This window comes from Streptococcus sp. (genome assembly GCF_041802885.1).
Lineage (GTDB): Bacteria > Bacillota > Bacilli > Lactobacillales > Streptococcaceae > Streptococcus.
The window spans coordinates 35034-57542 of the sequence record NZ_JBHCHN010000018.1 but is presented as its reverse complement, the minus strand read 5'-3'; the positions used below and the strand labels follow the sequence as shown (position 1 = coordinate 57542).

The 22509-nt window shown below is 45.9% G+C and carries 21 protein-coding genes and 1 pseudogene; 6 read left to right on the top strand and 16 right to left on the bottom strand.

The window, feature by feature from the left end:
- The 3 genes and pseudogenes from ACEYCN_RS02350 to ACEYCN_RS02340 all read right to left on the bottom strand — a co-directional run.
- Positions 1 to 519 (bottom strand): annotated as a pseudogene (locus ACEYCN_RS02350) (DUF2974 domain-containing protein); the annotation flags it as partial.
- A complete protein-coding gene (locus tag ACEYCN_RS02345) occupies positions 512 to 946 on the bottom strand; it encodes a hypothetical protein (protein WP_373712698.1) in 435 nt (144 codons plus the stop codon). The pseudogene ACEYCN_RS02350 and the gene ACEYCN_RS02345, both read right to left, overlap by 8 nt.
- Before the next feature lie 142 nt (positions 947 to 1088).
- Positions 1089 to 1805 carry a YebC/PmpR family DNA-binding transcriptional regulator gene (locus tag ACEYCN_RS02340; protein WP_373712697.1) on the bottom strand — a complete coding sequence of 239 codons (717 nt, stop codon included), beginning with the start codon at positions 1803 to 1805 and terminating at the stop codon, positions 1089 to 1091.
- Positions 1806 to 1958: 153 nt separating this feature from the next.
- On the opposite strand from ACEYCN_RS02340, the gene ACEYCN_RS02335 reads away from it, so the two are divergent.
- The 3 genes from ACEYCN_RS02335 to ACEYCN_RS02325 all read left to right on the top strand — a co-directional run bounded on the left by ACEYCN_RS02335 (position 1959) and on the right by ACEYCN_RS02325 (position 3635).
- Positions 1959 to 2270, top strand: coding sequence for a PadR family transcriptional regulator (locus ACEYCN_RS02335; protein WP_373712696.1), 312 nt, complete (start codon positions 1959 to 1961; stop codon positions 2268 to 2270).
- 12 nt (positions 2271 to 2282) lie between these two features.
- Positions 2283 to 2900, top strand: a complete 618-nt coding sequence (locus tag ACEYCN_RS02330) for a DUF2812 domain-containing protein (protein ID WP_373712695.1) — start codon at positions 2283 to 2285, stop codon at positions 2898 to 2900.
- An 81-nt stretch (positions 2901 to 2981) separates the two neighbouring features.
- A complete protein-coding gene (locus tag ACEYCN_RS02325; protein WP_373712694.1) occupies positions 2982 to 3635 on the top strand; it encodes a lysostaphin resistance A-like protein in 654 nt (217 codons plus the stop codon).
- Between the two features lie 86 nt (positions 3636 to 3721).
- Here ACEYCN_RS02325 and ACEYCN_RS02320 read toward each other — a convergent pair whose 3' ends face one another.
- The 3 genes from ACEYCN_RS02320 to malQ are packed head-to-tail and all read right to left on the bottom strand — an operon-like array spanning position 3722 to position 8221.
- Complete coding sequence (locus ACEYCN_RS02320; protein ID WP_373712693.1) at positions 3722 to 5890, bottom strand: PTS transporter subunit IIBC; 2169 nt, start codon at positions 5888 to 5890, stop codon at positions 3722 to 3724.
- A gap of 10 nt (positions 5891 to 5900) precedes the next feature.
- Positions 5901 to 6692 (bottom strand): endonuclease/exonuclease/phosphatase family protein, encoded by a 792-nt coding sequence (locus tag ACEYCN_RS02315; RefSeq protein ID WP_373712692.1) that lies wholly within the window; start codon positions 6690 to 6692, stop codon positions 5901 to 5903.
- Positions 6693 to 6712: 20 nt separating this feature from the next.
- A complete protein-coding gene (gene malQ / locus ACEYCN_RS02310) occupies positions 6713 to 8221 on the bottom strand; it encodes a 4-alpha-glucanotransferase (protein ID WP_373712691.1) in 1509 nt (502 codons plus the stop codon).
- 204 nt (positions 8222 to 8425) lie between these two features.
- Here malQ and ACEYCN_RS02305 point away from each other — a divergent pair, with 204 nt between their 5' ends.
- Positions 8426 to 9133 carry a GntR family transcriptional regulator gene (locus tag ACEYCN_RS02305; RefSeq protein ID WP_373712690.1) on the top strand — a complete coding sequence of 236 codons (708 nt, stop codon included), beginning with the start codon at positions 8426 to 8428 and terminating at the stop codon, positions 9131 to 9133.
- 32 nt (positions 9134 to 9165) lie between these two features.
- On the opposite strand, the gene ACEYCN_RS02300 is transcribed toward ACEYCN_RS02305, so the two are convergent.
- The 3 genes from ACEYCN_RS02300 to ACEYCN_RS02290 all read right to left on the bottom strand — a co-directional run bounded on the left by ACEYCN_RS02300 (position 9166) and on the right by ACEYCN_RS02290 (position 15356).
- Complete coding sequence (locus tag ACEYCN_RS02300) at positions 9166 to 9576, bottom strand: peptide deformylase (RefSeq protein ID WP_373712689.1); 411 nt, start codon at positions 9574 to 9576, stop codon at positions 9166 to 9168.
- A 12-nt stretch (positions 9577 to 9588) separates the two neighbouring features.
- The gene (locus tag ACEYCN_RS02295) at positions 9589 to 13122 is read right to left on the bottom strand and encodes a pullulanase (protein ID WP_373712688.1); all 3534 of its coding nucleotides are present in this window, start codon (positions 13120 to 13122) and stop codon (positions 9589 to 9591) included.
- A gap of 143 nt (positions 13123 to 13265) precedes the next feature.
- Positions 13266 to 15356: an AAA family ATPase gene (locus ACEYCN_RS02290; RefSeq protein WP_373712687.1), complete on the bottom strand. Its 2091-nt coding sequence runs from the start codon at positions 15354 to 15356 to the stop codon at positions 13266 to 13268.
- 367 nt (positions 15357 to 15723) lie between these two features.
- Here ACEYCN_RS02290 and ACEYCN_RS02285 point away from each other — a divergent pair, with 367 nt between their 5' ends.
- Both ACEYCN_RS02285 and trpB read left to right on the top strand, forming a co-directional pair.
- A complete protein-coding gene (locus ACEYCN_RS02285; protein ID WP_373712686.1) occupies positions 15724 to 16242 on the top strand; it encodes a hypothetical protein in 519 nt (172 codons plus the stop codon).
- 74 nt (positions 16243 to 16316) lie between these two features.
- Positions 16317 to 17504, top strand: coding sequence for a tryptophan synthase subunit beta (gene trpB, locus ACEYCN_RS02280; protein ID WP_373712685.1), 1188 nt, complete (start codon positions 16317 to 16319; stop codon positions 17502 to 17504).
- Between the two features lie 184 nt (positions 17505 to 17688).
- On the opposite strand, the gene ACEYCN_RS02275 is transcribed toward trpB, so the two are convergent.
- Genes ACEYCN_RS02275 through ACEYCN_RS02245 form a run of 7 tightly spaced genes read right to left on the bottom strand, consistent with a single transcriptional unit; the run spans position 17689 to position 22345 of the window.
- Positions 17689 to 18774: a nucleotidyltransferase gene (locus tag ACEYCN_RS02275; protein WP_373712684.1), complete on the bottom strand. Its 1086-nt coding sequence runs from the start codon at positions 18772 to 18774 to the stop codon at positions 17689 to 17691.
- 15 nt (positions 18775 to 18789) lie between these two features.
- Positions 18790 to 19461 carry a hypothetical protein gene (locus ACEYCN_RS02270; RefSeq protein WP_373712683.1) on the bottom strand — a complete coding sequence of 224 codons (672 nt, stop codon included), beginning with the start codon at positions 19459 to 19461 and terminating at the stop codon, positions 18790 to 18792.
- 13 nt (positions 19462 to 19474) lie between these two features.
- Positions 19475 to 20212: a class I SAM-dependent methyltransferase gene (locus tag ACEYCN_RS02265; protein WP_373712682.1), complete on the bottom strand. Its 738-nt coding sequence runs from the start codon at positions 20210 to 20212 to the stop codon at positions 19475 to 19477.
- A 46-nt stretch (positions 20213 to 20258) separates the two neighbouring features.
- On the bottom strand, positions 20259 to 20612 hold the full coding sequence (gene rsfS, locus ACEYCN_RS02260; protein ID WP_373712681.1) for a ribosome silencing factor: 354 nt from the start codon (positions 20610 to 20612) through the stop codon (positions 20259 to 20261).
- A 7-nt stretch (positions 20613 to 20619) separates the two neighbouring features.
- The gene (locus ACEYCN_RS02255) at positions 20620 to 21123 is read right to left on the bottom strand and encodes a cysteine hydrolase family protein (protein ID WP_373712680.1); all 504 of its coding nucleotides are present in this window, start codon (positions 21121 to 21123) and stop codon (positions 20620 to 20622) included.
- Positions 21120 to 21716 (bottom strand): bis(5'-nucleosyl)-tetraphosphatase (symmetrical) YqeK, encoded by a 597-nt coding sequence (gene yqeK / locus ACEYCN_RS02250; RefSeq protein WP_373712679.1) that lies wholly within the window; start codon positions 21714 to 21716, stop codon positions 21120 to 21122. The genes ACEYCN_RS02255 and yqeK overlap by 4 nt, the downstream gene beginning before the upstream one ends.
- Entirely contained in the window at positions 21713 to 22345 is a 633-nt protein-coding gene (locus tag ACEYCN_RS02245; RefSeq protein ID WP_373712678.1) for a nicotinate-nucleotide adenylyltransferase, read from the bottom strand. Before ACEYCN_RS02245 ends, yqeK begins: the two co-directional genes overlap by 4 nt.
- Positions 22346 to 22509: the final 164 nt, after the last annotated feature.

Sequence of the window (22509 nt, the reverse complement as noted above, 5' to 3'; positions counted from 1 at the left end):
CGTAGCAAGTATTGCTTGAGGGACATTCGCATCCTTGATGGTAAAAGGAAGATTGTTGTCTACCCAATCATTCCAATTACTCTGATCTCTAATGTCGAAACCCCCATCACTTCCCCGCACCGCAAAATAGGTATTCTTAGTCTGACTACTTAATGTAGGAGTATCGGTTAAAAAGTAGGCATTGAAACCTGCTGGTTCATCCGTCAGAAGACCTTTTTGATAGTGACCAACAGTCGTATGGGGTATTGACTGGTAACCGCCATTCATTTGCGGCAGTGTCAAATTAGTTGTCCGTTGAACCGAACGAAGTGTTGGATCCGGCTGCAAATACACCACGCCATCATTGGGCAAGTTCTGACCGCCGGGGATGACCCTCCCATCGTAAGGAGTATCTTGTGAAAAATTTCTAGTTTTAACTGTTTTGGAATTATTGTACTTTGGTAGTTCCAGAGGGTTTCCAGGATATGTTGCCTGAGCAAGGTTTCCATACAGATTATCAAACGTTTGAAAATTATTCATAATCAATCCACACTCCATCCTTTAATATACTTGGATGATTTAACATACCTATTTTACTAATTATAGGTATATCACTTGAATTCTCTATGTAAAAATCTACTGTAAACTCTGTATTTGCAAGATTATTAAACATCCCTTTTAATGAAAGATTATATCCTGGATTTTTCGCCAACCCAGCATTTAATTCTACTACTTCCATGCTATCCCAATCAATCTGCACCGACTCGATTTTAGGATTTTGAGCTTTCACAAAATCAATAATCTCCTGCTCATGTTCCTTGAGATAAGCCAATTGCTTTTCTTCCTTGGTTGGTTTCTTGACAAACACCTCATCTCCAAAGCCAAACACCAGTTCCTTCATCGCATACCCTCCTATTGCCAAAGTCAGCACTGCAGCTCCAATGAGCCATTTTGTTTTTGTCTTCATAAACGCCTCCTTTCTGACCGCTTTACAACTTCATTATACTAAAAACCAACATGACTTTCCACACATAAAGAAAACCGCCTGCCGGCGGTTCCTATCTCCAACCTTCTTGAAAAAATAACTGTCCCCCCGGACAGTTATTTTTTTAGAAGCCATCTACATTCGTATAGATTTTTTGGACGTCTTCGTCGTCTTCGAGGGCGTCGTAGAGTTTTTCAAAGGTTGCCAGGTCATCTCCTTCAAGCGTTACTTCTGATTGAGGAATCATCTCCAGTTCGGTTACTTGGAAGGTGGTGATACCTGATTCTTGTAGGGCTACAATGGCCTTGTGGAGGTCAGTTGGTGCGGTGTAGACAGTGATGGTGCCCTCTTCTGCTTCCACATCGTCCACTTCTACATCTGCTTCCAGCAGCAATTCAAAGATACTGTCTGCGTCATCACCTGCAAATACCACTACGCCCTTGTTATCAAACAGGTAGGAAACAGAGCCAGACGCTCCCATGTTTCCACCGTTTTTACCAAAGGCAGAGCGGACATTGGCAGCCGTACGGTTGACATTTGAGGTCAAGGTATCCACGATGAGCATGGAGCCATTTGGTCCAAAGCCTTCGTAACGACCTTCTACGAAGGTCTCGTCTGTGTTTCCTTTGGCCTTGTCAATGGCCTTGTCGATGATGTGTTTTGGTACTTGTGCCTGCTTGGCCCGGTCGATAACGAATTTCAGGGCTGAGTTGGTTTCTGGATCTGGATCACCCTTCTTCGCTGCTACATAAATCTCAACACCAAACTTGGCGTAAACTTTCGAATTGGCACCGTCTTTAGCGGTTTTCTTGGCTACAATATTGGCCCATTTACGTCCCATGGGGAACCTCCTACATTTTTTAAAATCGTTTCATTATACCATATTTGGCACAGATTGAGAAGAATTTTTCAAATGCAACCGATATACAGTTGACTTATACAGTCAAACAATATATAATGTGAATATACAGTTTGACGATATATAGGAGAAACCATGAGACGTAATAAGCATTTACCCTTAACAGAAACCACTTATTACATTTTGCTGGCCTTGCTCGAGCCTGCCCATGGATACAGCATTATGCAAACCGTGGAAGAAATGAGTGACGGAGATGTCCGCATCGCAGCTGGTACTATGTACGGCGCCATCGAAAACCTGTTGAAACTGCAATGGATTGTTGCTCTTCCCAGCACAGACAAGCGCCGAAAGGTCTATCAGCTAACAGCTGCTGGAAGGGAAATATTGACGCTTGAAACCGAGCGCATCCGCAAATTAGTGTTGCTTGCTAACTCTCGCCATCTATAAGGAGGTTTAGTTATGAAAAAATGGAAATTGTTTGCTAGCATAAAGGACGAAGAAAACCACATTCAATCTCAAGGTTATCGCCTGACCAAGGTCAATCCTTGGCTTGGCATCTACCAGTTTGAAGAACATCAAGGAAGTCCGCCCTTAGTGAGATTGGATTTTCACGAGCATATTAAAAGCCAAGACTATCTTGAATACCTGACTTTATTTCAGGAATCCGGTTGGAACTGTCTGGAGGGGAGCAAACGAAGCGGTATGCACTATTTCCAGCAAGCGACCAATTCTTCTAGTACTGAAATTTTCTCCGACCGAGAATCCTTGGTTGCTGTTCATAAACGCTATCAAAAATTTGCGCTGACCAACTTCTCTATCTTTCTAATCTACTTCTTTATCTTTTACCAAAGTAATATCAACAACGGTTTTTACCCTTGGAACCCCCAATCCTGGTTTCTGACCCCTGGCCTTTGGGAGCGTAACGGCTTTTCCTTCTGGTTCGGTTTTTTGTTTGAAATGCCGTTTGCCCTATTTCGAAGTGGCTTGATTTCCCTCGTTTTTATCGGTTTTTCCATTTATTTTCTTTTTATCTCTGAAAAAGTAAAAAAAGAAATCCAGCATATAAAAGATTTTTAAACAATCCTTTCAACCCTGCCTTGCCATTTTTTTCTGAAAATCCTATAATCAATATAGGTATTCTTAGAAAGAAGGTTATTTATGAAAACATTTCTCAAGGTCCTCTGGCTACTCCTGCTCTTTATGACATCTCAAATCTGGGCCTTTGTCATGGGCTTTACCATGGTCCCAAGTGTCTTAACGAACACGCCCTATGACCCCAATCTGTTGATGGAACTCATCATTACCGCTAGTGCTATCGCCTCGATTTACCTGACTTGGCTCATTGCAAAAACGGCTCAAATTCCCCTACCCAAACTCAAGGGTTGGACAACAAAAGATTTTGCCTTTGTCATTGGGATGACCGTCCTGACTCGCCTTTTGGCCCACGCAGGAATCTTTTTGCTCCAAAATATGGGCATTGACAGCACCGCCAATGATGCAGTTTTGGCAGAAATGTTCGCCAACTTCAGCTTCCCCCTCCTCTTTATTATCGTAGCCATTTGCGGTCCGATTTTGGAAGAATGGACCTTTCGGGCTGGAATTATCGGCTACCTCTTTGAAAAATACCCTTTGATTGGTGTTGTCATCAGTAGCCTGATTTTTGGGGCCATGCACATGCCAACTGATTGGATTAGTTGGGGCATTTACGGAGGTATCGGCCTGGTCTACTCTCTGGTTTACTACAAGACCAAGCGCCTGGAACTCGTCATGGCCATGCATATTCTCCACAATGCCGCTGCTTTTTGGCTTTAAGACCTTTTCATCACCCTCTTAGACTATATCTAGGAGGGTTTTCTTTTGCAAAAAGAGGAAGCCTTGCTTCCTCCGTGTTTATTCTATTAGAGTTCGACTTGGGCAACCTGGCTATCTTTGGTGACTTGGCCTAGGTTTTCAAGTGTTACTGATTTGATTTCTGCAGTGTTGGTAAAGGCCACTACAGTTGTGGTTTCCCGTCCTGCTGAACGGATAGCTTCTAGATCGGCTACTAGGAGCAAATCCCCAGCTGCTACGCGCTGACCATCCGCTACTTTGGCAGAGAATGGTGCACCATTAAGGGCCACTGTATCGAGACCAACGTGGACCAGAACTTCCAAGCCCTTGTCAGACAAGATGCCAACCGCATGTTTAGTCGGGAAGACACTGGTGACGACCCCTGTTACTGGCGCATAAATGCTGCCATTGGCAGGCTCAATTGCGTAACCATCACCCATCATCTTTTGAGCAAAGACTGGGTCTTTGACTTCTGTGATGGAAATAGCTTGACCATCTGCTACGGATTGAACGTTTTCGGTCAAACCTTTAAATTGTACTTCCTGAGCAACCACTTCTGTCGAAGCTGGAGCTGATGTTGGAATGACAGCACCAGATTCCAACAGGTCTTGAATGTCTGATTTGAGAATATCGGCTTTTGGACCGTAAACAGCCTGCACACCAGAATCCTTGACAATCAAGCCCATGGCTCCTGCAGCTTTCCAGTCAGCTTCGCCTCCAACCTGATTTACATCCTTGACGCTGACGCGAAGACGCGTCATACAAGCATCCACATCTTCAATATTGTCACGACCGCCGAGGAGGTTGATAATTTTTACTACCTGAGAGTTGGCATCTGCAGTTCCTGCTTCACCTTCTGGAGCCGCATCGATCGTATCTGTGTCATAGTTACCATTGCGTCCAGCAGTTGCCAGGTTGAATTTTTTAATCATGAAGTTGGCGATGAAGTACATGATGACCGCAAAGAGGGCTGTTACCCAGACAAAGTTGATCAAGTCCATGGTAAGACCTGCTTTCAGGGCCATTGGAGTACGGGTCAAAAATTCGATGTTACCAAAAGAGTGCATCCGCAGATCCACAATATCTGCCATCGCAAAGGCAGCACCTTGTACCAGGGCATAGACAATGTAGAGAGGCATAGCTGCGAACATAAACATGAACTCGATTGGTTCTGTCACCCCTGTCAAAAAGACCGCTAGGGCTGAGGAAATAAACATCCCTTTATACTTGTGTTTTTTATCTGCATCAACATTGCGGTACATAGCATAGGTCAAGCCCATGAGAATACCGGAGGAACCAATCATTTGACCAACCTTGAAACGAGCTGGTGTGACACTAGCCAAAAGATCGTTGTATTGGCTCATATCGCCAGCATCTTTGAGGTTAATCAAGTCCGTAATCCAAGCCAACCAGAGCGGGTCCTGTCCAAATACTTGTGTTCCAGCCTGAGCTCCAGTCAAGATGTCATAGGTACCACCCAGTGAAGTATAGTTCATAGGGATGGTCAGCATATGGTGAAGACCAAATGGCAAGAGCAGACGCTCCAAAGTACCATAAACAAATGGAGCAAGGACGGGCGCTGTATCCTGTGAAGTCGCAATCCATTTACCAAAACTGTTGATTCCGGTCTGAACCAGAGGCCAGAAAACAGCCAAACAAAGAGCTACTAGGACCGAGCGGTAAATAACAACAAAAGGCACAAAGCGTTTGCCGTTAAAGAAGGTCAAGACATCGGGCAACTTGCGGTAGTTGTAGTACTTATTGAAGGCAGTCGCTCCAACAAAACCAGCGATAATCCCGATGAAGACACCCATATTGAGGGCTGGCTGACCCAGGATATTGACAAAGTAGCCAGAAACTGGAATCTGTGTACCGAAGACTGTGCTGACCGTCGCTTCTGGATCTGCCAACATGTCAGTGGTGACCCCAAAGAAGTTCCCTGTAATCAAGTTCATCAAGATAAAGGCTAGACCTGCAGAAAAAGCACCGCCCGCCCGTTCCTTGGCCCAGCTACCACCGATGGCCAAAGCAAAGAGCAGATGGAGATTCCCGATAATCCCCCAACCAATTTGGGCGACGATATTCCCGATACGAACTAAGAGGTCTGAATCAGGATTCATGAGGGGAATGGAATTCCCGATACTGACCATGAGACCGGCTGCAGGCATGACTGCGATGACGACCATCAAACATTTTCCGAATTTTTGCCAAAACTCGAAGCTCAACAATTTTTTCATGATATTTCTCCTAAAGTTTTAGTGACATCTCCACACCAAAGTGATCTGAGATAGGTGATTTGTTACTTCCGTTAAAAATAACCCGACTGGCTAGAACCCTCCTTTCCTCGTTTAAAAAAATGTAGTCCAGACGTTTCTCTTGGCTGTGGCCGCTCCAGCCATCAATGGCTTTTTCGACCGTAATCCCAGAGTCCTTTTCCTCCGCTAATTCATACCCATCGAAGAGACCAAGTCCCTTTATCGCCTCATAGGCTGGCTGGTCAGAAAAAGCATCGGTGTTAAAATCACCCAACAATAGTTTCAGGCGATGATTATCCGTCCGATTTACTATCCTTTTGATGTTTTCCAGCTGATCTTCGCCTGGACAATCCGGTAGATTGATATGGCAGGAATAGCAGTCAATCAGCTGACCTTGGTAGGAAAGGGTTACGCCCAGAATCTTACGCGATAAGATAGAATCAAGTTTTTGATGGCGACTGCAATAAAAGGCATCCACTTCATAGACAGGAAGTTTGGTCAGGATGGCAATCCCTTCATCATAGCGGTCATAACCGATGTGTGAATTGCTCCAAAAATAGGAATAACGCGGACCAACCAAGCTCTCCAGATGTTCCAAAACTTTGAGGCCATAATTGTCAGCCTTGAGTTCTCGGCTGATATAGGGAGCTGTGATGGTCTGGTTGACTTCTTGGAGGGCGACCAGATCATAATCTTTTTCCGCAATGGTTCTGGCTAGTTCTGCAATTTTTTCTTCCTGCCTATCTTCCAGCCAGCCATGAACATTGATGGTGAGTAGTTTCATATTTTTCTCCCATCTATTTCTTAAGCATTTAGCTCATTGCCACGCTGGTAGAGAAGGGTAATCCGGGTCAAAAAGTCCTTATGGGCTTGGGTCAAATCATCTTCCTTCATCCGCCACTGCCAGTTACCTCCGATGGTAGAAGGGAAATTCATTCGGCTCTCGGCTCCCAAGTTGAGGATATCCTGCATGCTAGCGATGGCTGTATTACTGACCGTTCCAAAGAGGACCCGCAACATGGCTTGATGAATCGGCTCAATCGGCTTACGGTTACTGTAAGCATCCACATACTCTTGCTGCTCAGGGCTAAGATGTTGGTACCAGCCATTGACCACCTCATTGTCATGGGTTCCCATGTAGGCGATAGAGTTTGGAATACAACGATGAACTGCATCGATGCTCTTACCAGTGACATCGCTGAGCCCAAATTCCAGAATTTTCATGCCTGGATAACCGCAATCGTTGAGCAATTTACGGGCCTTGGCATCGATATTGCCCAAATCTTCTGCGATAATCGGTAGATCTCCTAACGTTTCCTTGACAACCTTGAAGAGACTATAGCCCGGACCAGGTTCCCAAGTTCCGTCTTTTGCGACAGTCGCCTTGCCATCTACCTGCCAATAATCCGAAAATCCTTTAAAATGGTCAATCCGAAGTAGATCATAGATTTTAAAACTTTCGTGTATGCGGTAAATCCACCAGCTAAAGCCTGTCTTTTCATGTTCTTCCCAGTCATAGAGGGGATTGCCCCAGAGCTGCCCATCTGCGCTAAATTGGTCCGCTGGTACTCCTGCCACAAAGGTCGGCTTGCGTTCGCTGTCTAGCTTGAAGAGTTGAGGCTTGGTCCAAACTTCCACACTATCTGCTGAGACATAGATAGGCATGTCGCCGATAATCTTGATGTGATGCTCATTAGCATAGGTCTTGAGTGCCTTCCATTGACCGAAGAAGAAGTATTGGCAAACCTTGAAATAATCGATCTGGTCCGCCAACTCGATGCGGTACTTGGCCAGAGCTTCCTCATTGCGAGCCAAAACTGCCTTGTCTTCCCACTCTTGCAGAGCTCGATTATCAAACTTTTCCTTGATAGCCATGAATTCAGCATAGTCGTTGAGCCAAGTGCTGTTGGCTTTTTCAAAGGCTGCTAAGAGGGCCTTGTTGCGGTCATTGGATAGAAAACGCCGAACAGCCTTCTCTAAAATGGGACGGCGTACCTGATAAATCAGAGCATAGTCGACCAAATCTGGCTGTTCTCCAAAGTTGACTCCGTCAACATCAGCCTCCTCCAGCAAACCATCCTCTATCAAGAGGTCAAAGTCAATCAAATGAGGATTGCCGGCAATAGCTGAAAAGGATTGGTAGGGAGAATCTCCATAACTGGTTGTTGTCAGTGGCAAAATCTGCCAGTAAGTCTGCTTGGTTTCTACTAAAAAATCCACAAAGTCATAGGCTGACTGACCAAAGCTTCCAATTCCATATTTTCCTGGAAGGGAGCTGATGTGCATCAGTACACCACTGTTTCGCTGTGTCATAAAGCGCTTTCCTTTCTGAGAATATAAGAACATTGTAACGGAAACGTTTTCTTTTGTCAAGGATTTTTCCGTAACAATTAAATGTTTTACGTAAAACTTGCACCTATTAACTATCAACTCATCATTTCTCCCTCTTTTCTATATTTTTATCGTCATTTATGGTAGACTTAAATCAAATGTAAATCCCTTTAGAAAGCATCGTTTATGAGCAAATACAAAAAAGTTTATGCCGATATCAAAGATAAGATTGAGCAAAATATCTGGAAGGCACAAGATGAACTACCAACCGAAAATGAACTGATGGAGGCCTACTCCTATTCCAAAGACACCATCCGCAAGGCACTGTCCATGCTGGAATTGGATGGCTATATCCAAAAGCGCCAAGGTAGAAACTCTGTCGTCCTGGATCACCACCACATGAAAAAACAATACCTGTCTGAACTCCGGACAGCTGGTGAATTGAACCGACTAGCTCTCCACCAGATTGAAACGGAGCTGACAGACCTCTATATTGTTCAGGGGCAGGCTGACCTGATGACAATCTTTGAAGTAGATGAGACGGTTGATTTTTACCGGGTGGGCCGGGTTCGGACCATTGATGGCGAGCGTTTGGAGTATGAGGTGTCCTATTTTGACCGGCGCATCGTTCCCTTTCTCAACCGTGAAATTGCTGAAGGTTCGATTTATCACTATCTAGAAGATGAACTTGGCTTGAAGATTTCCCATTCCCGTCGCGAAATTTCCTTCCGATATGCCAATGAAGAAGAAAAACGCCTTATGGACTTGGGCGACTACGAGATGGTGGTGGTCGTGGAGAGCACTGCTTACCTGGCCAACGGGCAACTTTTCCAATCGGACAGTATCAGTTACCGGCCAGATAAGGTAACCTTCCTGTCCATCGCCAAACGTTAAAAAGCAGGGTTTCCCCCTGCTTTTTATCTATCTTAAATAATAATACCTTCCAAATGATCCAGTTCATGCTGGATAATTTGGGCTGTAAAACCTGTGAAGGGCGTGGTCTCCTCCTGCCAATCCTGATTGCGGTAGCGAACCATAATTTCCTCATAACGGGTAGTCGGCCTGCTGCCAATCAAGGACAGGCAGGACTCCTCTGTTTGGTAGGGTTTGGCCTTGCTGATGAGGACGGGATTATACATGACCAAGTGACCAAAGCCCAGGCTGACAATGATGACCCGCTTTTGAACCCCAATCATATTAGCCGCCAGACCAACGCAGGCGTCCTGATGAGCTAGCAGGGTGTCCTGCAAATCTTTCCCAATGGACAAGTCTGCCTGACTGGCCTCTTGCGATTGTTGTTGGAGAAAGAGGATATCTTTCATAATGGGTTTAATCATAATCACTCTTTTCTAGATTTCTTTTTTACTGACTTTGATTCCCAGAAAGGCCAGCAAAATCGTCAGAAGACTTCCACCAGCAATGATAAATATTGGGGAAGTTTGGCTACCTGTTGACGGTAGCTTCGATTTATTTTTGCCTGACTGGCTCTTTGTAGTTGGTGTTTCAGAAGCCTGCGTGGTCGTTGCAGTGCCTGGCTCACTGGTTGTTGTGGTCGTTGGTTGTGGAGTTGGTTGATTTTCTTTTTTCGCCACTTTCAATACCAGGGCTGTCAATGGTTCTACGCTTAGCTGATTTTCCGTAAGGGTGAGGCCTTTTGGATCTACAATAGCCTCTGTTCCAGCCCGCTCTGCATCTACCAATACCTGAGCATCAGCCCATTTGGTTTGTTCTGCGGAGAGGTCGAGCTGACGAACCTTAGTATCTGCATTGATAATGACAGCATAGATATCACCATTTGAAGCAACAGTTTGATAAGCAATAAAAAGGTCTTTTTCTTCAACTCCTGCAGATTCTGTCTGAGTTTTTGGCACTGATAAAAGCGTCACATCGCGGTCAATATCTGCCTTGTTGGTTTTTCTAAAGGCATCCGTGGACCGACGCAGGGCGATAAGACCTGTTGTATATTTCTGGGTCTTAACATTGATCGGATAGGTAGCTTCATTGGTTGCCTTTTCCCAATCAAAATGATTGACGGCGTCGGATGAATCATAAGAATCATGAATAAAATAAGGATATTCTGTCACCGCATCTATCAGTGTTGACTTGTACGGAGCAGCACTTTCAGCAACCTTACCAATGTAAGCTGGATTGAGAAATTGTTTGGTTCGACCGTATTCTTGACCGGAGTGGATAAATGGAGTACCCTGAGCGGTCAAAATCATGGTATTGCCCAGGCGCAGACGCTTATGAATCTCTTCTTCGGCCACTTTTGGATCCTTGTTGATAGACTTCGCAATGACATCATGCAAGGTCAGATTGTCATGGGCGGCAATATATTGGACCACATCACCCGGTGAATCTGCCTCAAAGTTGCCCGGTTGAGCCTTGATATTCTTGAAAAGCGCCTCAATATCACGGGCACCACCCGTAATAAAGGCAGCTTCTCCTTCGTTTGGAAAACCTGATTTGAGAGAATTGCGGATGTCATCAGAAAACACTCCGACTGTATCGGTTGATTTCATCCAGGTTTGGTCGGCAGGCTGTTGTGGCTTAGCCTCATCTCCATGGTAAGTCTTCCAGCCTTCACCAATCATGATCACATTGGGATTGATAGCCTTAGCTTCGTTAAAGGCTTCCTCAATTGCTTGGGCATCATGGTCTCCCATCATATCAAAGCGGAAGCCATCTACCTTAAATTCACTGGTCAAATACTTAATCGAGTCAACCAGTACGCGGCGACTCATGGCATGTGTTGTTCCAAGACGACCACCACCAAAGCTTTCACGAGGGGTGCCGTCCGCATTCATAAAGTGGTAATAGTTCGGCTCCAAATCTTCAAAAATATAGGTCTTAGCAGTATGATTATAGACTACGTCTAATGTGACTCCCATACCGCGCTTGTGAATCTCATTGACCAGATTCTTAAATTCAGCAATGCGTTGTTCCGGATTCTTGGCATTCTCAGAGTACATGCCCGAAAGTGAAAAATAGTTTTGCGGATCATATCCCCAGTTATAATTATTGTCCTTAGAAGAATAATCGACGGAACGCGTATGGTCTGCCTCATTGACATAGAAATAACTCATAATCGGCATGAGCTGTATATGGGTCACACCCAAACTCTTGAGGTAGTCCAGTTTTTCAACAAAGGCAGAGAAGGTCCCAAAACGACTGTTGAGTTTGCCATCCAAGGTGCTGTCAGAGGTAAAATCACGAACATTTGCTTCATAGATAATGGCATCTTCCCGTCCTTGGAAATTCTCAATTTTAGCAAAATCCAAATCCTGTGGACCAAGTTTACTCGGATTAACAAAGGCAGCCTTGGCTGTTTTGATGTCTCCCTGAACCATATTATTATCCCATTCTGCTAAGGATTTAGCGTATGGGTCTAACACCAACACTTTTTGATTGTCACGTGTAATTTCGTAGTGGTAATAATAGCCTGTGTAGTTGGAAATATTTAGGCCTGACTGGTTATCTAGTGTTGCAGACCAAACTCCCCTTTCTTCCTTGGTCATGTCCACGGTGCCCATCACTTTAGTTTGGTCATCCTTATCGTAAACGATGACCTTGATGCTATCAGCACTTGGAGACCAAAGATGCATCTCTACTTGCGAGCCATCATCATTGAGCTTGGCTCCCAGCTCCCCATCATAGGCAAACAGTTTATCCTTCAACTCCCAAGACATGCGGACCTTTTGCTCTACTCCCGCATAGGAAACGGTCAAAATTCCCTTGCTCTGGTTAAAATCACCTGTGATGGTCAAGACAGGACTGCCATCAGTCAGTGTCATGTCTGTGATGGTGACCTCTTGTCCATCCTTATCCTTGACTGTGAGCCCCTTTTGGAGTTCTTCCTTGGTAACTCCAGCCAAGGTGGAGAAGGTTGCTTTGATTTCTGTCTCGTCTGTCTGCTCTGCTCCTTTCAGCACTACTTGGTCAATATAGTAAGGATTGTTATAGACTTTTGGATCCTTATCATGAACAAAGACCTGTGTATGATGTTCTAAGTCCTGAAACTTATAGTCATTTGGTTGAATCTTCATATCATCCCCAGTTTTGCTTTGATCCAATAGAACAAATCCTAGTAGTTTTGCTGCATCTTTAAGAGGTACATCCCAGTAAGCACCGTATGGTCCGATACCTGTTTTGTTGGCAGCTCCTTTTGGCCAATCCTCTGATGGTTCTTTCACATCGTCAAAGAGCCAGGCTGTCAAGTTATCGTAGTTGTCCTCTGCATTTTGGTAGTTGATACGGACAAGGCCTTTTTCAAGGGGTGGATAAGTGTGGCTGTTAAACGCTTCATCCACCCAAGCCTCATTCATTGCTGGAGCGAGAAGTTCAATATTTCTGTCCCCAGTCAAATTCTGCCCAGACACCTTATCGTTGATTAGCCAGGAAATTTTTTTCTGCTGCTTTTCAGATAATTTGATGTCAATGTAGTAGCCGTAATCGTCTTTTTGGGCATCTTTCAAAGAAAGAGCACCCATTGGCCAATCGGCAGATGGGTGTTCCACATCATCCCATATCCACAGACCAAGATTCGCAATGTCCCCTGCCGGCAGTGTTTTCAAATGAAGACGAAAATAGCCAGCCGCAACAGCAGGGACTTCCGTATTTTCTGCTTGAACCTGAGACAAAGCAGGGGCTTCTTTAGAAGGCGCCTGGCTAGCACTTGTTTCTACTGTTGTAGTAGGCACGGTTGCCTCAACTATAGTTGTTTGGTCTAGACCTGCAACGACAGTCGTATTGATTTCCTCAGCAAAATAGGTCGGACCAGCCAATACCGCAACTGCACCAATCGCCACAGACAATAGGCCAACACTGAGCTTTTTCAGCGTGTACTGTTGCTGCTTCTCATCATTAGAACGATGTTTTTTCATGATAACCTCCTGATTTTTCTTTTATGAGCCTATCTTACCACATGGTGCAAACGTTTGCAAATTGAAACTGTTTCCTGAAACTATCATTTTCTTGCAGTATTTTTACAAAAAAAGCCACCCTTGCGAGTGGCTGTCACTATCTTTTAGGCTTGATGGATAACAATTTCTCCATCTTCTACATCAGCCTTCAGCTGCTTGGCATCGATATGTTCCAAATAGAAGTCAGTCACCTTGTCACGGATTTGACCTTCGATGACGCGGCGCAGAGGACGGGCCCCCATGGCCTTGTCATAACCCAGCTCCATAAGTAAGTCCTTGGCTTCCTTGCTGACTTCCAGATGAATATCCTTCTTGGCCAAGGTCTGGTTGACCTGAGCCAGCATCAAGTCTACGATTTGCAGGAGATCTTCCTTGGTCAAATGCTTGAACTCGATGACAGCGTTGAAACGGTTGAGAAATTCTGGGCGGAAGTATGGGGCAATCCGGTCCATAATGTCCACTTCTTCCTCCTCATCCTGACTACCAAAACCAAAGCCTGTATTGGAAGTGGCAATGATGACGGTATTTTTAAAGTTGACGGTATTGCCTTGACCATCTGTCAGATGCCCGTCATCCAAGACTTGCAGCAGCAGGGTGATGACCTGCGGATCAGCCTTTTCAATTTCATCCAAAAGGACGATAGAATAAGGATTACGGCGGACGCGTTCAGTCAAGGTATGAGAGTTATCATCGTAGCCCACATAGCCCGCTGTTGTCCCAATCAGTTTGGAAACTGCTGTGCGGTCGCTGTATTCGGACATATCCAAACGGATGATGGCATCCTTATTGCCAAACATATCCAGAGCTAATTGCTTGGCCAATTCTGTCTTGCCGACCCCTGTTGGTCCGACAAAGAGGAAGCTGCCGATGGGGCGATTCCCCTCGTCAAAACCAGCCCGATTACGGCGAATGGCCTTGGATACCGCTTCAACTGCGGCATTTTGCCCGATGACCTTGGCTTCTAGGCGCTCCTTCATGCCCTTGAGGCGCTCAATGTCAGAAGCCCCCATTTGCGAAACGGGAATACCCGTCATCCGCTCCACTGCCTGGGCCACATCATTAACGGTGGCCACCGCCTTTTGATCCTCGGTGTGGTTGTCAATCTTCTCCTGCAACTTATCGATGCGGACCTTTTCATTGAGGGCTGTTTCATAGTCCTCTCTATCAGCCGCAGCCTGTTGGAGCTGTTTGGCTTGGGCAATTTCTGCCTCTAGGGCCTTGATGTCTGTCACAGGATGCTGGGCAGCCAAGTGGGCAGCTGTCACATCGACCAAGTCGATGGCCTTGTCTGGCAGGCTTCTTTGTGGAATGTATTGGACAGAATAATCCACCGCAGCCTTGAGCATATCGTCTGGAAGCACAATGTTGTGGTGGGCTTCATAGAGCGGTCTGATACCCTTAAGAATAGCTAGTGTATCTTCTGCAGATGGGGCATTGACCTTGACTTCGTTAAAGCGACGAGCCAAGGCTGCGTTTTTCATGATGGTGTTGCGGTATTCATCCTGGGTGGTCGCCCCGATGACGGTCAAATCACCGCGAGAGAGAGCTGGTTTGAGGATATCCGCTAAGCCTTTGGAGCCCGAATCGCCACCAGTGGAACCTGCTCCCAAAATCTGATGGATTTCGTCAAAGAAGAGGATGACGTTCCCTGCATCTTGGACCTCCTTGACCAGATTTTGAACATTTTCCTCGAAGGCCCCGCGGTACTGGGTACCAGCCTCCAAGCCGGAAATATCGATGGAAATCAGTTCCTTGTTCTTGATGGCAGCTGGCACATCCCCATTGACAATGGCCTGGGCCAAGCCTTCTACTACTGCCGTCTTACCAACCCCAGCATCTCCGACCAGGACAGGATTGTTTTTGGTGCGACGGGCTAGGATTTCAGCTGTTTCCTGAATTTCCTTGTTACGGCCAATGACCGGATCCAGCTTGCCTTGGCGGGCCTGTTCTGTCAGGTTGGTACCCAATTTGGCCAAGATTCCGTCCTGCTGAACAGAACCTGCCTGACCTTGGGGAGCCGCAGTTTGGGCTTCTGGCCCAGCAGGCAACTGACCAGTCTGCCGATAATAGGCAAATTCTTCCGGTGTCACCTCGCGGCCATTGATGGAATAGCGTCGGCGTTCTGTGTTAAAACCACCCATATTGCCCATGAGTTGGTTGAAAATATCATCCATGTTGTTAAAGTTGTTGTTCATATGTCTACCTCTTTTCTTACTGATGTTCTGGTCTTTTCTTGACCAAAACTGACCTTTTCTTTAAAAAATAAATGCTATCGGACTTTCAAGATGGGCTCCGGTTTAGACCTGGGAATCTGACCATCTTTGACCAATTTGCTAAAAAAATAAATCATCTGTCATCCTCCTTAGTCTGACCATTCAAGGGTTTTTGATTCCCTATGTCAGTATTATACACTATTGGTCAGTAAAGGTCAATGGTTTATTCTCGATTTTTTTAATTTTTTTCTCATTTTTTCGCCTTGAATCGTTGAAATTTTCTGTCATTTTCCTGTTTTCGTTAGATTTTCCACTTATTTTCTGGTATCCTATAAAAAAGGAGATTGTTATGTCATTTTCTTATAAAAATCGTGTTGCGCTTTACCTTCCCTTCATCATGATTGCGGCCCTTTTTCTGACCATTAGCCTCAGTGGCTTCGTCCTATTTTCCCTATTCAGCCTCTTTTTGGATACAGTGACAGGGAGCGGCTTTCCCCCTTTCCTGGGTATCATCTGGTTCGCTTTTGTTGGAATCGCCGTGTTTTGCCTTCTTTCAGCCCTCTACTTTCGGAGTCGGCCTTTCCTCCTTGGAGATGAAGCAGGACTGACTGTCCGCAAGGGTTGGCGAACCCACCGCTTCTCCTGGCAAGATATCCAGTCTATTACCCATGTAATGAAAAAGGAACACCCGCTGATCCGACGCCGAGGCCTTTTTGACAAATCCTACTTCGAATATTTGTTAATCAACTCATCAGACCAAAAAAATCTCTCCCTGGAAATCACCTATATTGAGGGGGGAAGCGGGCCCTTGTTGCAGGTGCTGGGCACGCGCATTAAAAACATCGAAACAGACGACCGGACAAAATAAGAGCCTGTTCATTTACCGTATTTAGTCAACCATCATAAACCTTTCACATCACCAATAGAAACTGGAGAAACAAGATGACAGCAGAAAAAGGATATTTCGGCCAATTTGGCGGCAGCTTTGTACCCGAACCCATTCAAGCCTTGCTGGATGAGCTGGAAGCCACCTTTGAACAATACCGCCAGGACCCTGACTTTATCAAGGAACTTCGATTTTATTTGGAAGATTATTCTGGCCGTCCAACCCCTCTCTATTATGCAGAAAGTTTGACCAAACACTTGGGCGGAGCCAAGATTTACCTCAAAAGAGAGGACCTCAACCACCTAGGCTCACATAAGCTGAATAATGTTTTGGGGCAAATCCTCTTGGCCAAACGCATGGGCAAAACCCGTGTCATCGCTGAAACGGGAGCTGGCCAACACGGTGTCGCCACAGCCGCTGCTGCAGCCAAGTTCGGTATGGAATGCGATGTCTACATGGGGGCCGAAGATGTCAAACGCCAGCGTCTCAATGTCTTTCGTATGGAGATGATGGGGGCCAGAGTGCATGCAGTTACAGAAGGAACAGCTACTCTAAAAGAGGCGGTCGAGGCCGCCTTTGGTGCCTGGATGAATGACCTGGATGCCTTTTATGTTCTGGGGTCAGCTGTTGGCCCCCACCCTTATCCAACTATCGTCCACGAATTTCAAAAGATTATCAGTCAAGAATCCCGCCAACAAATCCTTGACAAGGAAGGGCGACTGCCTGATGCTGTGATCGCCTGTGTGGGCGGAGGCTCCAATGCCATCGGTGCCTTTTCTCAATATATTGCAGATGAGGAGGTTGCCCTGATTGGGGTTGAGGCTGCTGGACACGGCGTGGATACGGACAAACACGCTGCTACTATGACCAAGGGAACAGTCGGTGTGGTTGATGGCATGAAAACCATCGCCCTCTTTGAAGAGGATGGTCGGGTTTCTCCGGTCTACTCCATCTCGGCAGGACTAGATTACCCAGGGGTAGGTCCAGAACATGCCTTTCTCAAGGACTCTGGTCGAGTGACCTATGTCGCCGCTACAGACGACGAGGCTGTCCAAGCCCTCCTTCTCCTCTCCAAAACTGAAGGCATCATCCCAGCCATCGAAAGTTCCCATGCCATCGCTCAGGCTATCAAGCTAGCCCCAGAAATGGACGAGGACCAAGTCATCCTCATTAACCTTTCAGGTCGAGGAGACAAGGACGTTGCCGCCATCGCCGCTTATCTAGGAGAAGATGTAACGGAATAAAGCAAAAGTCTCAAAGACACTGCTATTAGTAAATGAATAAAAGAAAAAGCTAGAGTAAAACCGCACTTCTGACCCTAATTGGAATGAAATGCGGTTTTTTATTATCCTTCAAATCTGCCCAACGGTGGATAATCACAGCTTTTTTACATCTCTTGAAAGCATTACAGACAAAATCAAGAAAGCTTCACCTCAGCGGCACGCGCCCATAGGTCTGCTCTCGCATCTGTTCATTTCCCAACTGATACACCGCATCCGCCTGCTGGGTCAGCTCATCCCAAGGCTCAGAACCGATGCGGCTGACTAGGTTCACCGAATGTTTGAGGGTCTTGAGATAGCCCTGCCCCCTCTGGCTGAAACCAAGGATATGGATGCCCTCTGGCAATGGTTGTTCGACAGCCTGCACCAAAATATAGGTCAGTATACGGCGGACCCGGGCCTTGGTATAGCGCTTAGTCGCTACCTTTTCCACCAAGTCATCCAGGGACTGGGCGCTTTTGACAGCTTCTTTGAGTCGGCTGGCCAGTTCCTCATTGACTTGGAAAATCCCTGTCAAGTCAGAATTTGTCAGGATTTGGTAGCGGAGCAAGGGCCAATAATTCTCCCAAGAAACCTGGGGAGAGGATAAGAGTAACTGAGATTGGGGCATGGCCTTCTCCACAAAATCTCGATCATCAATATGCTTTCGAATGGCTGTGGCCGAAGCGATGGTTTCCAGCTTACTAGCCGAATGATATCCCGCTCCCAATCGTTGAATAGGAGTCAATTTGATTCCCCGTCCCGCGCAGGCCTTGGCGTAGGCCAGGCCCAAAATATGATTGGGGGTCTCCCCTGAAAATTTTATGCCAGTAAATTGCTCCCACATTTTCTGGGTTTTTTGAGGATAGGTCAAGTTTTCGGGTAATTGAGCCAAATATGTCGTCATCTCAGAAGATTTTTGACTATAAATATCCGCCAAACGTTGGTAGTCCAGTACCTCCTCTGTCCCAAAGGCCAAGTGCTGGATGCCCAGTTTGGCCAAAATATCGACTGCCCCCTGGGCAAAATAATCGGCAGACTGGACCGCCACCAAGAAGGGCAATTCAACCACCAAATCAGCCCCACTTTCCAAGGCCATCTGCGCCCTGGTCCACTTGTCAATGATAGCCGGCTCTCCCCTTTGGACAAAATTGCCCGACATGGCCACAATTTTCAATCCCTCAAGCTGGTCCAACAGATATCTGTGCCCATTGTGAAAAGGATTAAATTCCGCGATAATTCCTGTGATGGTCATGAGATTTCCTCCATTTTAGCCTAGAAGCCAGGTCCCTGAAAACCAGTAGACAATCAAATCCGCTACAAATATGAATACTGAGAAGAAGATAAGTCCAGTCACTGTACAGTTAATAGACTGTTTGTATTTTTTATAATAAGTGTTGAATTTATGAATAAATACATGATGTTTATTAAACATAATTGCTAAAAGGAGAAGAAAAAGTGGCGCTTGACTAATGAAAACCCACAAGAGGTTATACAGAACGGATAAGAGCAGATGATTGACTTGGCCGGATAAAGCGAGAACCGCTAGGAAAGTCGGATCAGTCAGAGCTGTAAAAATCATAAAAGCTGCCGCCCCATAAACACCTTTACTGCTCTCTTGACCACTTTCTTTTTCCGTCTGCTCCTTAACTAACAAGCGTTTAAATCCCCAGACAGTCAAGATAAGGATAAACGCTAGATTAATCCAAACCCAGACGGTATTAGAAAAATTATCAATTGAACTGGCTAAGTCGGATAAGCCTCTTCCAAGCAAACTTGATAGAATACAGCCTAAAATGGCTGTACCAAAGAGAACCAAGCCCCCGTAGAGAAAAGCCTTTTTCTTGGACAAGCCAGCAATCTGCATAGTGATAAGCAACATCATACCGACAGGATCAATTCCAGCAAACCCCAAGCTAACGATAAAAGCTAAATTATTCATAAGCTATTCCTCTTTACTTTTCACAAACAAAAAACCATCGTTGACTTGTATCATTTGGCTCCTTATCCTCAAAATCCGCATAGACCTTGAAGGACTTGAAACCAGCCTGTTCCAGAAGGATATCGTAGGTCAGGATATCATAGGTCCGCTCCTCGTGGACTTCGTCAAAGCGAGTAAAGCGTCCATCCTCGTCTTGGATGAAAAAGGTTAATTCATGAACCACGGAATGGGGCGCCTCATCGGCATAGGAATCCCAGACCATGGCAAAGTCTTCTGCATTTTCATGGTAGGAATAGCCTGGAAAAACTTCATCCGTCTGATAGGTCGAGTGGACATCAAAGATGAATACCCCACCTTCCTTGAGGTGGTCATAGACCTGCTTGAAGACATCCCCTACCTCGACCTCATCCTGCATATAGCAGATAGAGTCCGAATAACAGGTCACATAATCAAAGGTCCCAACTGCCGACAAATCCAGCATATTGGCCTGGATAAAGGGTAGGTCAAATCCGGCCTCCTGAGACCGCTTCTTGGCAATTTTTAACATATCGCCACTCAAATCAAGCCCCGTCACATCAAAGCCAGCCTCTTTAAAATGAAGGGACTGAATCCCCGTCCCGCAGGCCAGCTCCAAGAGTTTGGCATTTTTCTTTTTTGGCAAGTAGTGTAAGCTAAAGTCCGTCCATTTATCATAGAGCGAGTCATCCATGATGGCATCGTAGACCCTGGCAAAGGTTTCGTAAGTTTCCATATTTTCTTCCTTCTTTTCGATGAAAAAACAGTCTTACGACTGTCCCTTACGCTAAATATCCCGACACATCCACAAGCCCTGCTTCGTGCCAGAGTTTTTCAAGGTTGTAGTGGATTCTTTCCTCTTCTGAGAAGGCGTGGACGATGACATCCCCCAGATCAATCAGGATCCAGCCACTGTTGGCATCTCCCTCGATATGGGCTGCCCGCTGGCCTGCCTCCGCTACTTTTTCGCGAATATTTTCCGCAATGGCATCCAGTTGACGGACATTGCTGGCGTTCAAAATGACAAAATAATCGGTCAGACTGGTCAAGCCTTGCAAGTCTAATATCACAATATCCTCGGCCCGTTTCTCATCTGCGGCCTTGACAACTAATTCTACTATTTCAAGTTCTTTCATTTGTTCCTCATAAAATATTTTCTAGTGTATCCACCTGGGCAAAACTCCAGGACCAGATGGTCTCATACTGGTCAATCAAGTCTTTTGCTGGAAGGTCTGCCGTGTAAGGGGTGGTGGTTCCATCTTTGAGGACCGCCAAGGTGTAGCCCAATTCAAAGGCCACCTTGATGGTCGTATCAATACAGAAATTGGTCGACATGCCCATGATAATCAATCGCTCAATCCCTTGCTCATCAAGATAGGCTTTCAAGTCCGTACCCTTGAAGGCAGAACTGTACCGCTTATCAACAATCTTCTCGTCAGCCAAAGGAGCTACTGATGGATGAATTTCCCAGCCAGGACTGCCTGGGGCAAATTCATCGTCATTTTGGCGGACATAGACAATCTCTATCCCTGCTTGACGAGCTTTAGCGATGCTATCTTGCCAGAGGGCTAAGCGCTCCTCAATGGCAAAAGGTTGTTCCTCAACGAGGAGGTTTTGCATGTCAATGGCTAAAAGGGCTGTTTTCATTTGTTCTCCTTCAAAAAATGAATATGACCATTATAGGTTTCCAGGGTTTGGGGATGAATGGGAATGCCCTTCTTGGCTAGGTGAGCAATGGTTTGGGCTGTTTCAAAGGCCACTGCCTGGTCCAGTGACTGGCTGGCGATGATTCTGGCTTCTGTCACTCCTGGGAAATCCCGGCCAGGCTCAATATAATCCGCTACATAGAGAACCTTGTCCAGCAAGCTCATCTGGCCTGCTCCAACTGTATGGCGCTGGATGGCCTGCAAAATTTCTTGGTCCACAAGTCCGAAGTCAGCCGCAATCAGGTGGGCACCGACCAGGCCATGCCAGATATTGTTGCCCCATTTTTTCAGGTCTGGGTCCAAGTCTTTCTGGTCAATGAGGGCTAGAAAGACCTCGTCCGCAACCTCCTTGGCATAATCATGCAGAAGGGCAGCTAGGCTGGCCTTGGTGGCGTCGCAGCCATAACGTTCAGCCAGGTCAAGAGCAGCTTGCTCCACTCCCAAGACATGGCGAAATCGCTTTTCAGACATGGCGGCAGCCACTTTTTCCAAAAGCTCCTCCCGAGAGAGGTCTATGTAGTCTCGGTAGTTCATAGGTAGAGTCCCTTTTCTTCGATGTAGTCCAGAACTTCATGGGGAAGCAGGAAGTTGGGCGTCCGGCCCTGCTTGATAAAATCGCGGACCATGCTGGAGGAAATATCCATGAGGGGCACATCCACCCAGATAATAGGATAGGAAGTCCCTGCCTTATAACGGGGGCGCTGAACTCCGACAAACTGAATCATCTGGACCAGCTCATCAATCTTGTACCACTTGGGCAAATAATCCACCATATCTCCACCGATGATGAAGAAATAGTCCGTATCCGGATTTTTCTCCTTCAAGAGTTTCATGGTGTCATAGGTATAGCTGACCCCACGCCGCTCCAACTCAATGGTCTCAATCCCCAGCCCCTCAATGCCGGCAATGGCCATCTTGAGCATATTGAGGCGGTGAAATTCATCAATGGTTTCCTTCTTATCCACATGGGGCGGTAAAAATTCGGGCATCAGCAAGACTTCATCAAGATTGAGCTGCTGGCGGACCTGATCAGCCACAATCAGATGAGCATTGTGAACAGGGTTAAAGTTTCCACCCAAAATCCCCACCTGTCTGCGGTCAGTTTTTTCTTCTAAAGGTTCTAATTCCACCTTGGTAAAGGGGGTTAAGAGTTCAATGGCCATGGGCTTCTCCTCGCATAATGTTACCTTCCATTATAGCATAAATAAGGGAAAAGAAAAAGCTAGCAAGGAGAGGCTTTCATCTTTCACATAATCGAAACCAAACATTATTTTTGCCTATTTTCAATAAATTTTTATCGTTTTTTAATATTTTTTTATTGACTATC

What these genes read in the sequence shown, in the direction of transcription:
- ACEYCN_RS02345 (WP_373712698.1), bottom strand. Translation starts at nt 946, where the DNA reads ATGAAGACAAAAACAAAATGGCTCATTGGAGCTGCAGTGCTGACTTTG.
- ACEYCN_RS02340 (WP_373712697.1), bottom strand. Translation starts at nt 1,805, where the DNA reads ATGGGACGTAAATGGGCCAATATTGTAGCCAAGAAAACCGCTAAAGAC.
- ACEYCN_RS02335 (WP_373712696.1), top strand. Translation starts at nt 1,959, where the DNA reads ATGAGACGTAATAAGCATTTACCCTTAACAGAAACCACTTATTACATT.
- ACEYCN_RS02330 (WP_373712695.1), top strand. Translation starts at nt 2,283, where the DNA reads ATGAAAAAATGGAAATTGTTTGCTAGCATAAAGGACGAAGAAAACCAC.
- ACEYCN_RS02325 (WP_373712694.1), top strand. Translation starts at nt 2,982, where the DNA reads ATGAAAACATTTCTCAAGGTCCTCTGGCTACTCCTGCTCTTTATGACA.
- ACEYCN_RS02320 (WP_373712693.1), bottom strand. Translation starts at nt 5,890, where the DNA reads ATGAAAAAATTGTTGAGCTTCGAGTTTTGGCAAAAATTCGGAAAATGT.
- ACEYCN_RS02315 (WP_373712692.1), bottom strand. Translation starts at nt 6,692, where the DNA reads ATGAAACTACTCACCATCAATGTTCATGGCTGGCTGGAAGATAGGCAG.
- malQ (WP_373712691.1), bottom strand. Translation starts at nt 8,221, where the DNA reads ATGACACAGCGAAACAGTGGTGTACTGATGCACATCAGCTCCCTTCCA.
- ACEYCN_RS02305 (WP_373712690.1), top strand. Translation starts at nt 8,426, where the DNA reads ATGAGCAAATACAAAAAAGTTTATGCCGATATCAAAGATAAGATTGAG.
- ACEYCN_RS02300 (WP_373712689.1), bottom strand. Translation starts at nt 9,576, where the DNA reads ATGATTAAACCCATTATGAAAGATATCCTCTTTCTCCAACAACAATCG.
- ACEYCN_RS02295 (WP_373712688.1), bottom strand. Translation starts at nt 13,122, where the DNA reads ATGAAAAAACATCGTTCTAATGATGAGAAGCAGCAACAGTACACGCTG.
- ACEYCN_RS02290 (WP_373712687.1), bottom strand. Translation starts at nt 15,356, where the DNA reads ATGAACAACAACTTTAACAACATGGATGATATTTTCAACCAACTCATG.
- ACEYCN_RS02285 (WP_373712686.1), top strand. Translation starts at nt 15,724, where the DNA reads ATGTCATTTTCTTATAAAAATCGTGTTGCGCTTTACCTTCCCTTCATC.
- trpB (WP_373712685.1), top strand. Translation starts at nt 16,317, where the DNA reads ATGACAGCAGAAAAAGGATATTTCGGCCAATTTGGCGGCAGCTTTGTA.
- ACEYCN_RS02275 (WP_373712684.1), bottom strand. Translation starts at nt 18,774, where the DNA reads ATGACCATCACAGGAATTATCGCGGAATTTAATCCTTTTCACAATGGG.
- ACEYCN_RS02270 (WP_373712683.1), bottom strand. Translation starts at nt 19,461, where the DNA reads ATGAATAATTTAGCTTTTATCGTTAGCTTGGGGTTTGCTGGAATTGAT.
- ACEYCN_RS02265 (WP_373712682.1), bottom strand. Translation starts at nt 20,212, where the DNA reads ATGGAAACTTACGAAACCTTTGCCAGGGTCTACGATGCCATCATGGAT.
- rsfS (WP_373712681.1), bottom strand. Translation starts at nt 20,612, where the DNA reads ATGAAAGAACTTGAAATAGTAGAATTAGTTGTCAAGGCCGCAGATGAG.
- ACEYCN_RS02255 (WP_373712680.1), bottom strand. Translation starts at nt 21,123, where the DNA reads ATGAAAACAGCCCTTTTAGCCATTGACATGCAAAACCTCCTCGTTGAG.
- yqeK (WP_373712679.1), bottom strand. Translation starts at nt 21,716, where the DNA reads ATGAACTACCGAGACTACATAGACCTCTCTCGGGAGGAGCTTTTGGAA.
- ACEYCN_RS02245 (WP_373712678.1), bottom strand. Translation starts at nt 22,345, where the DNA reads ATGGCCATTGAACTCTTAACCCCCTTTACCAAGGTGGAATTAGAACCT.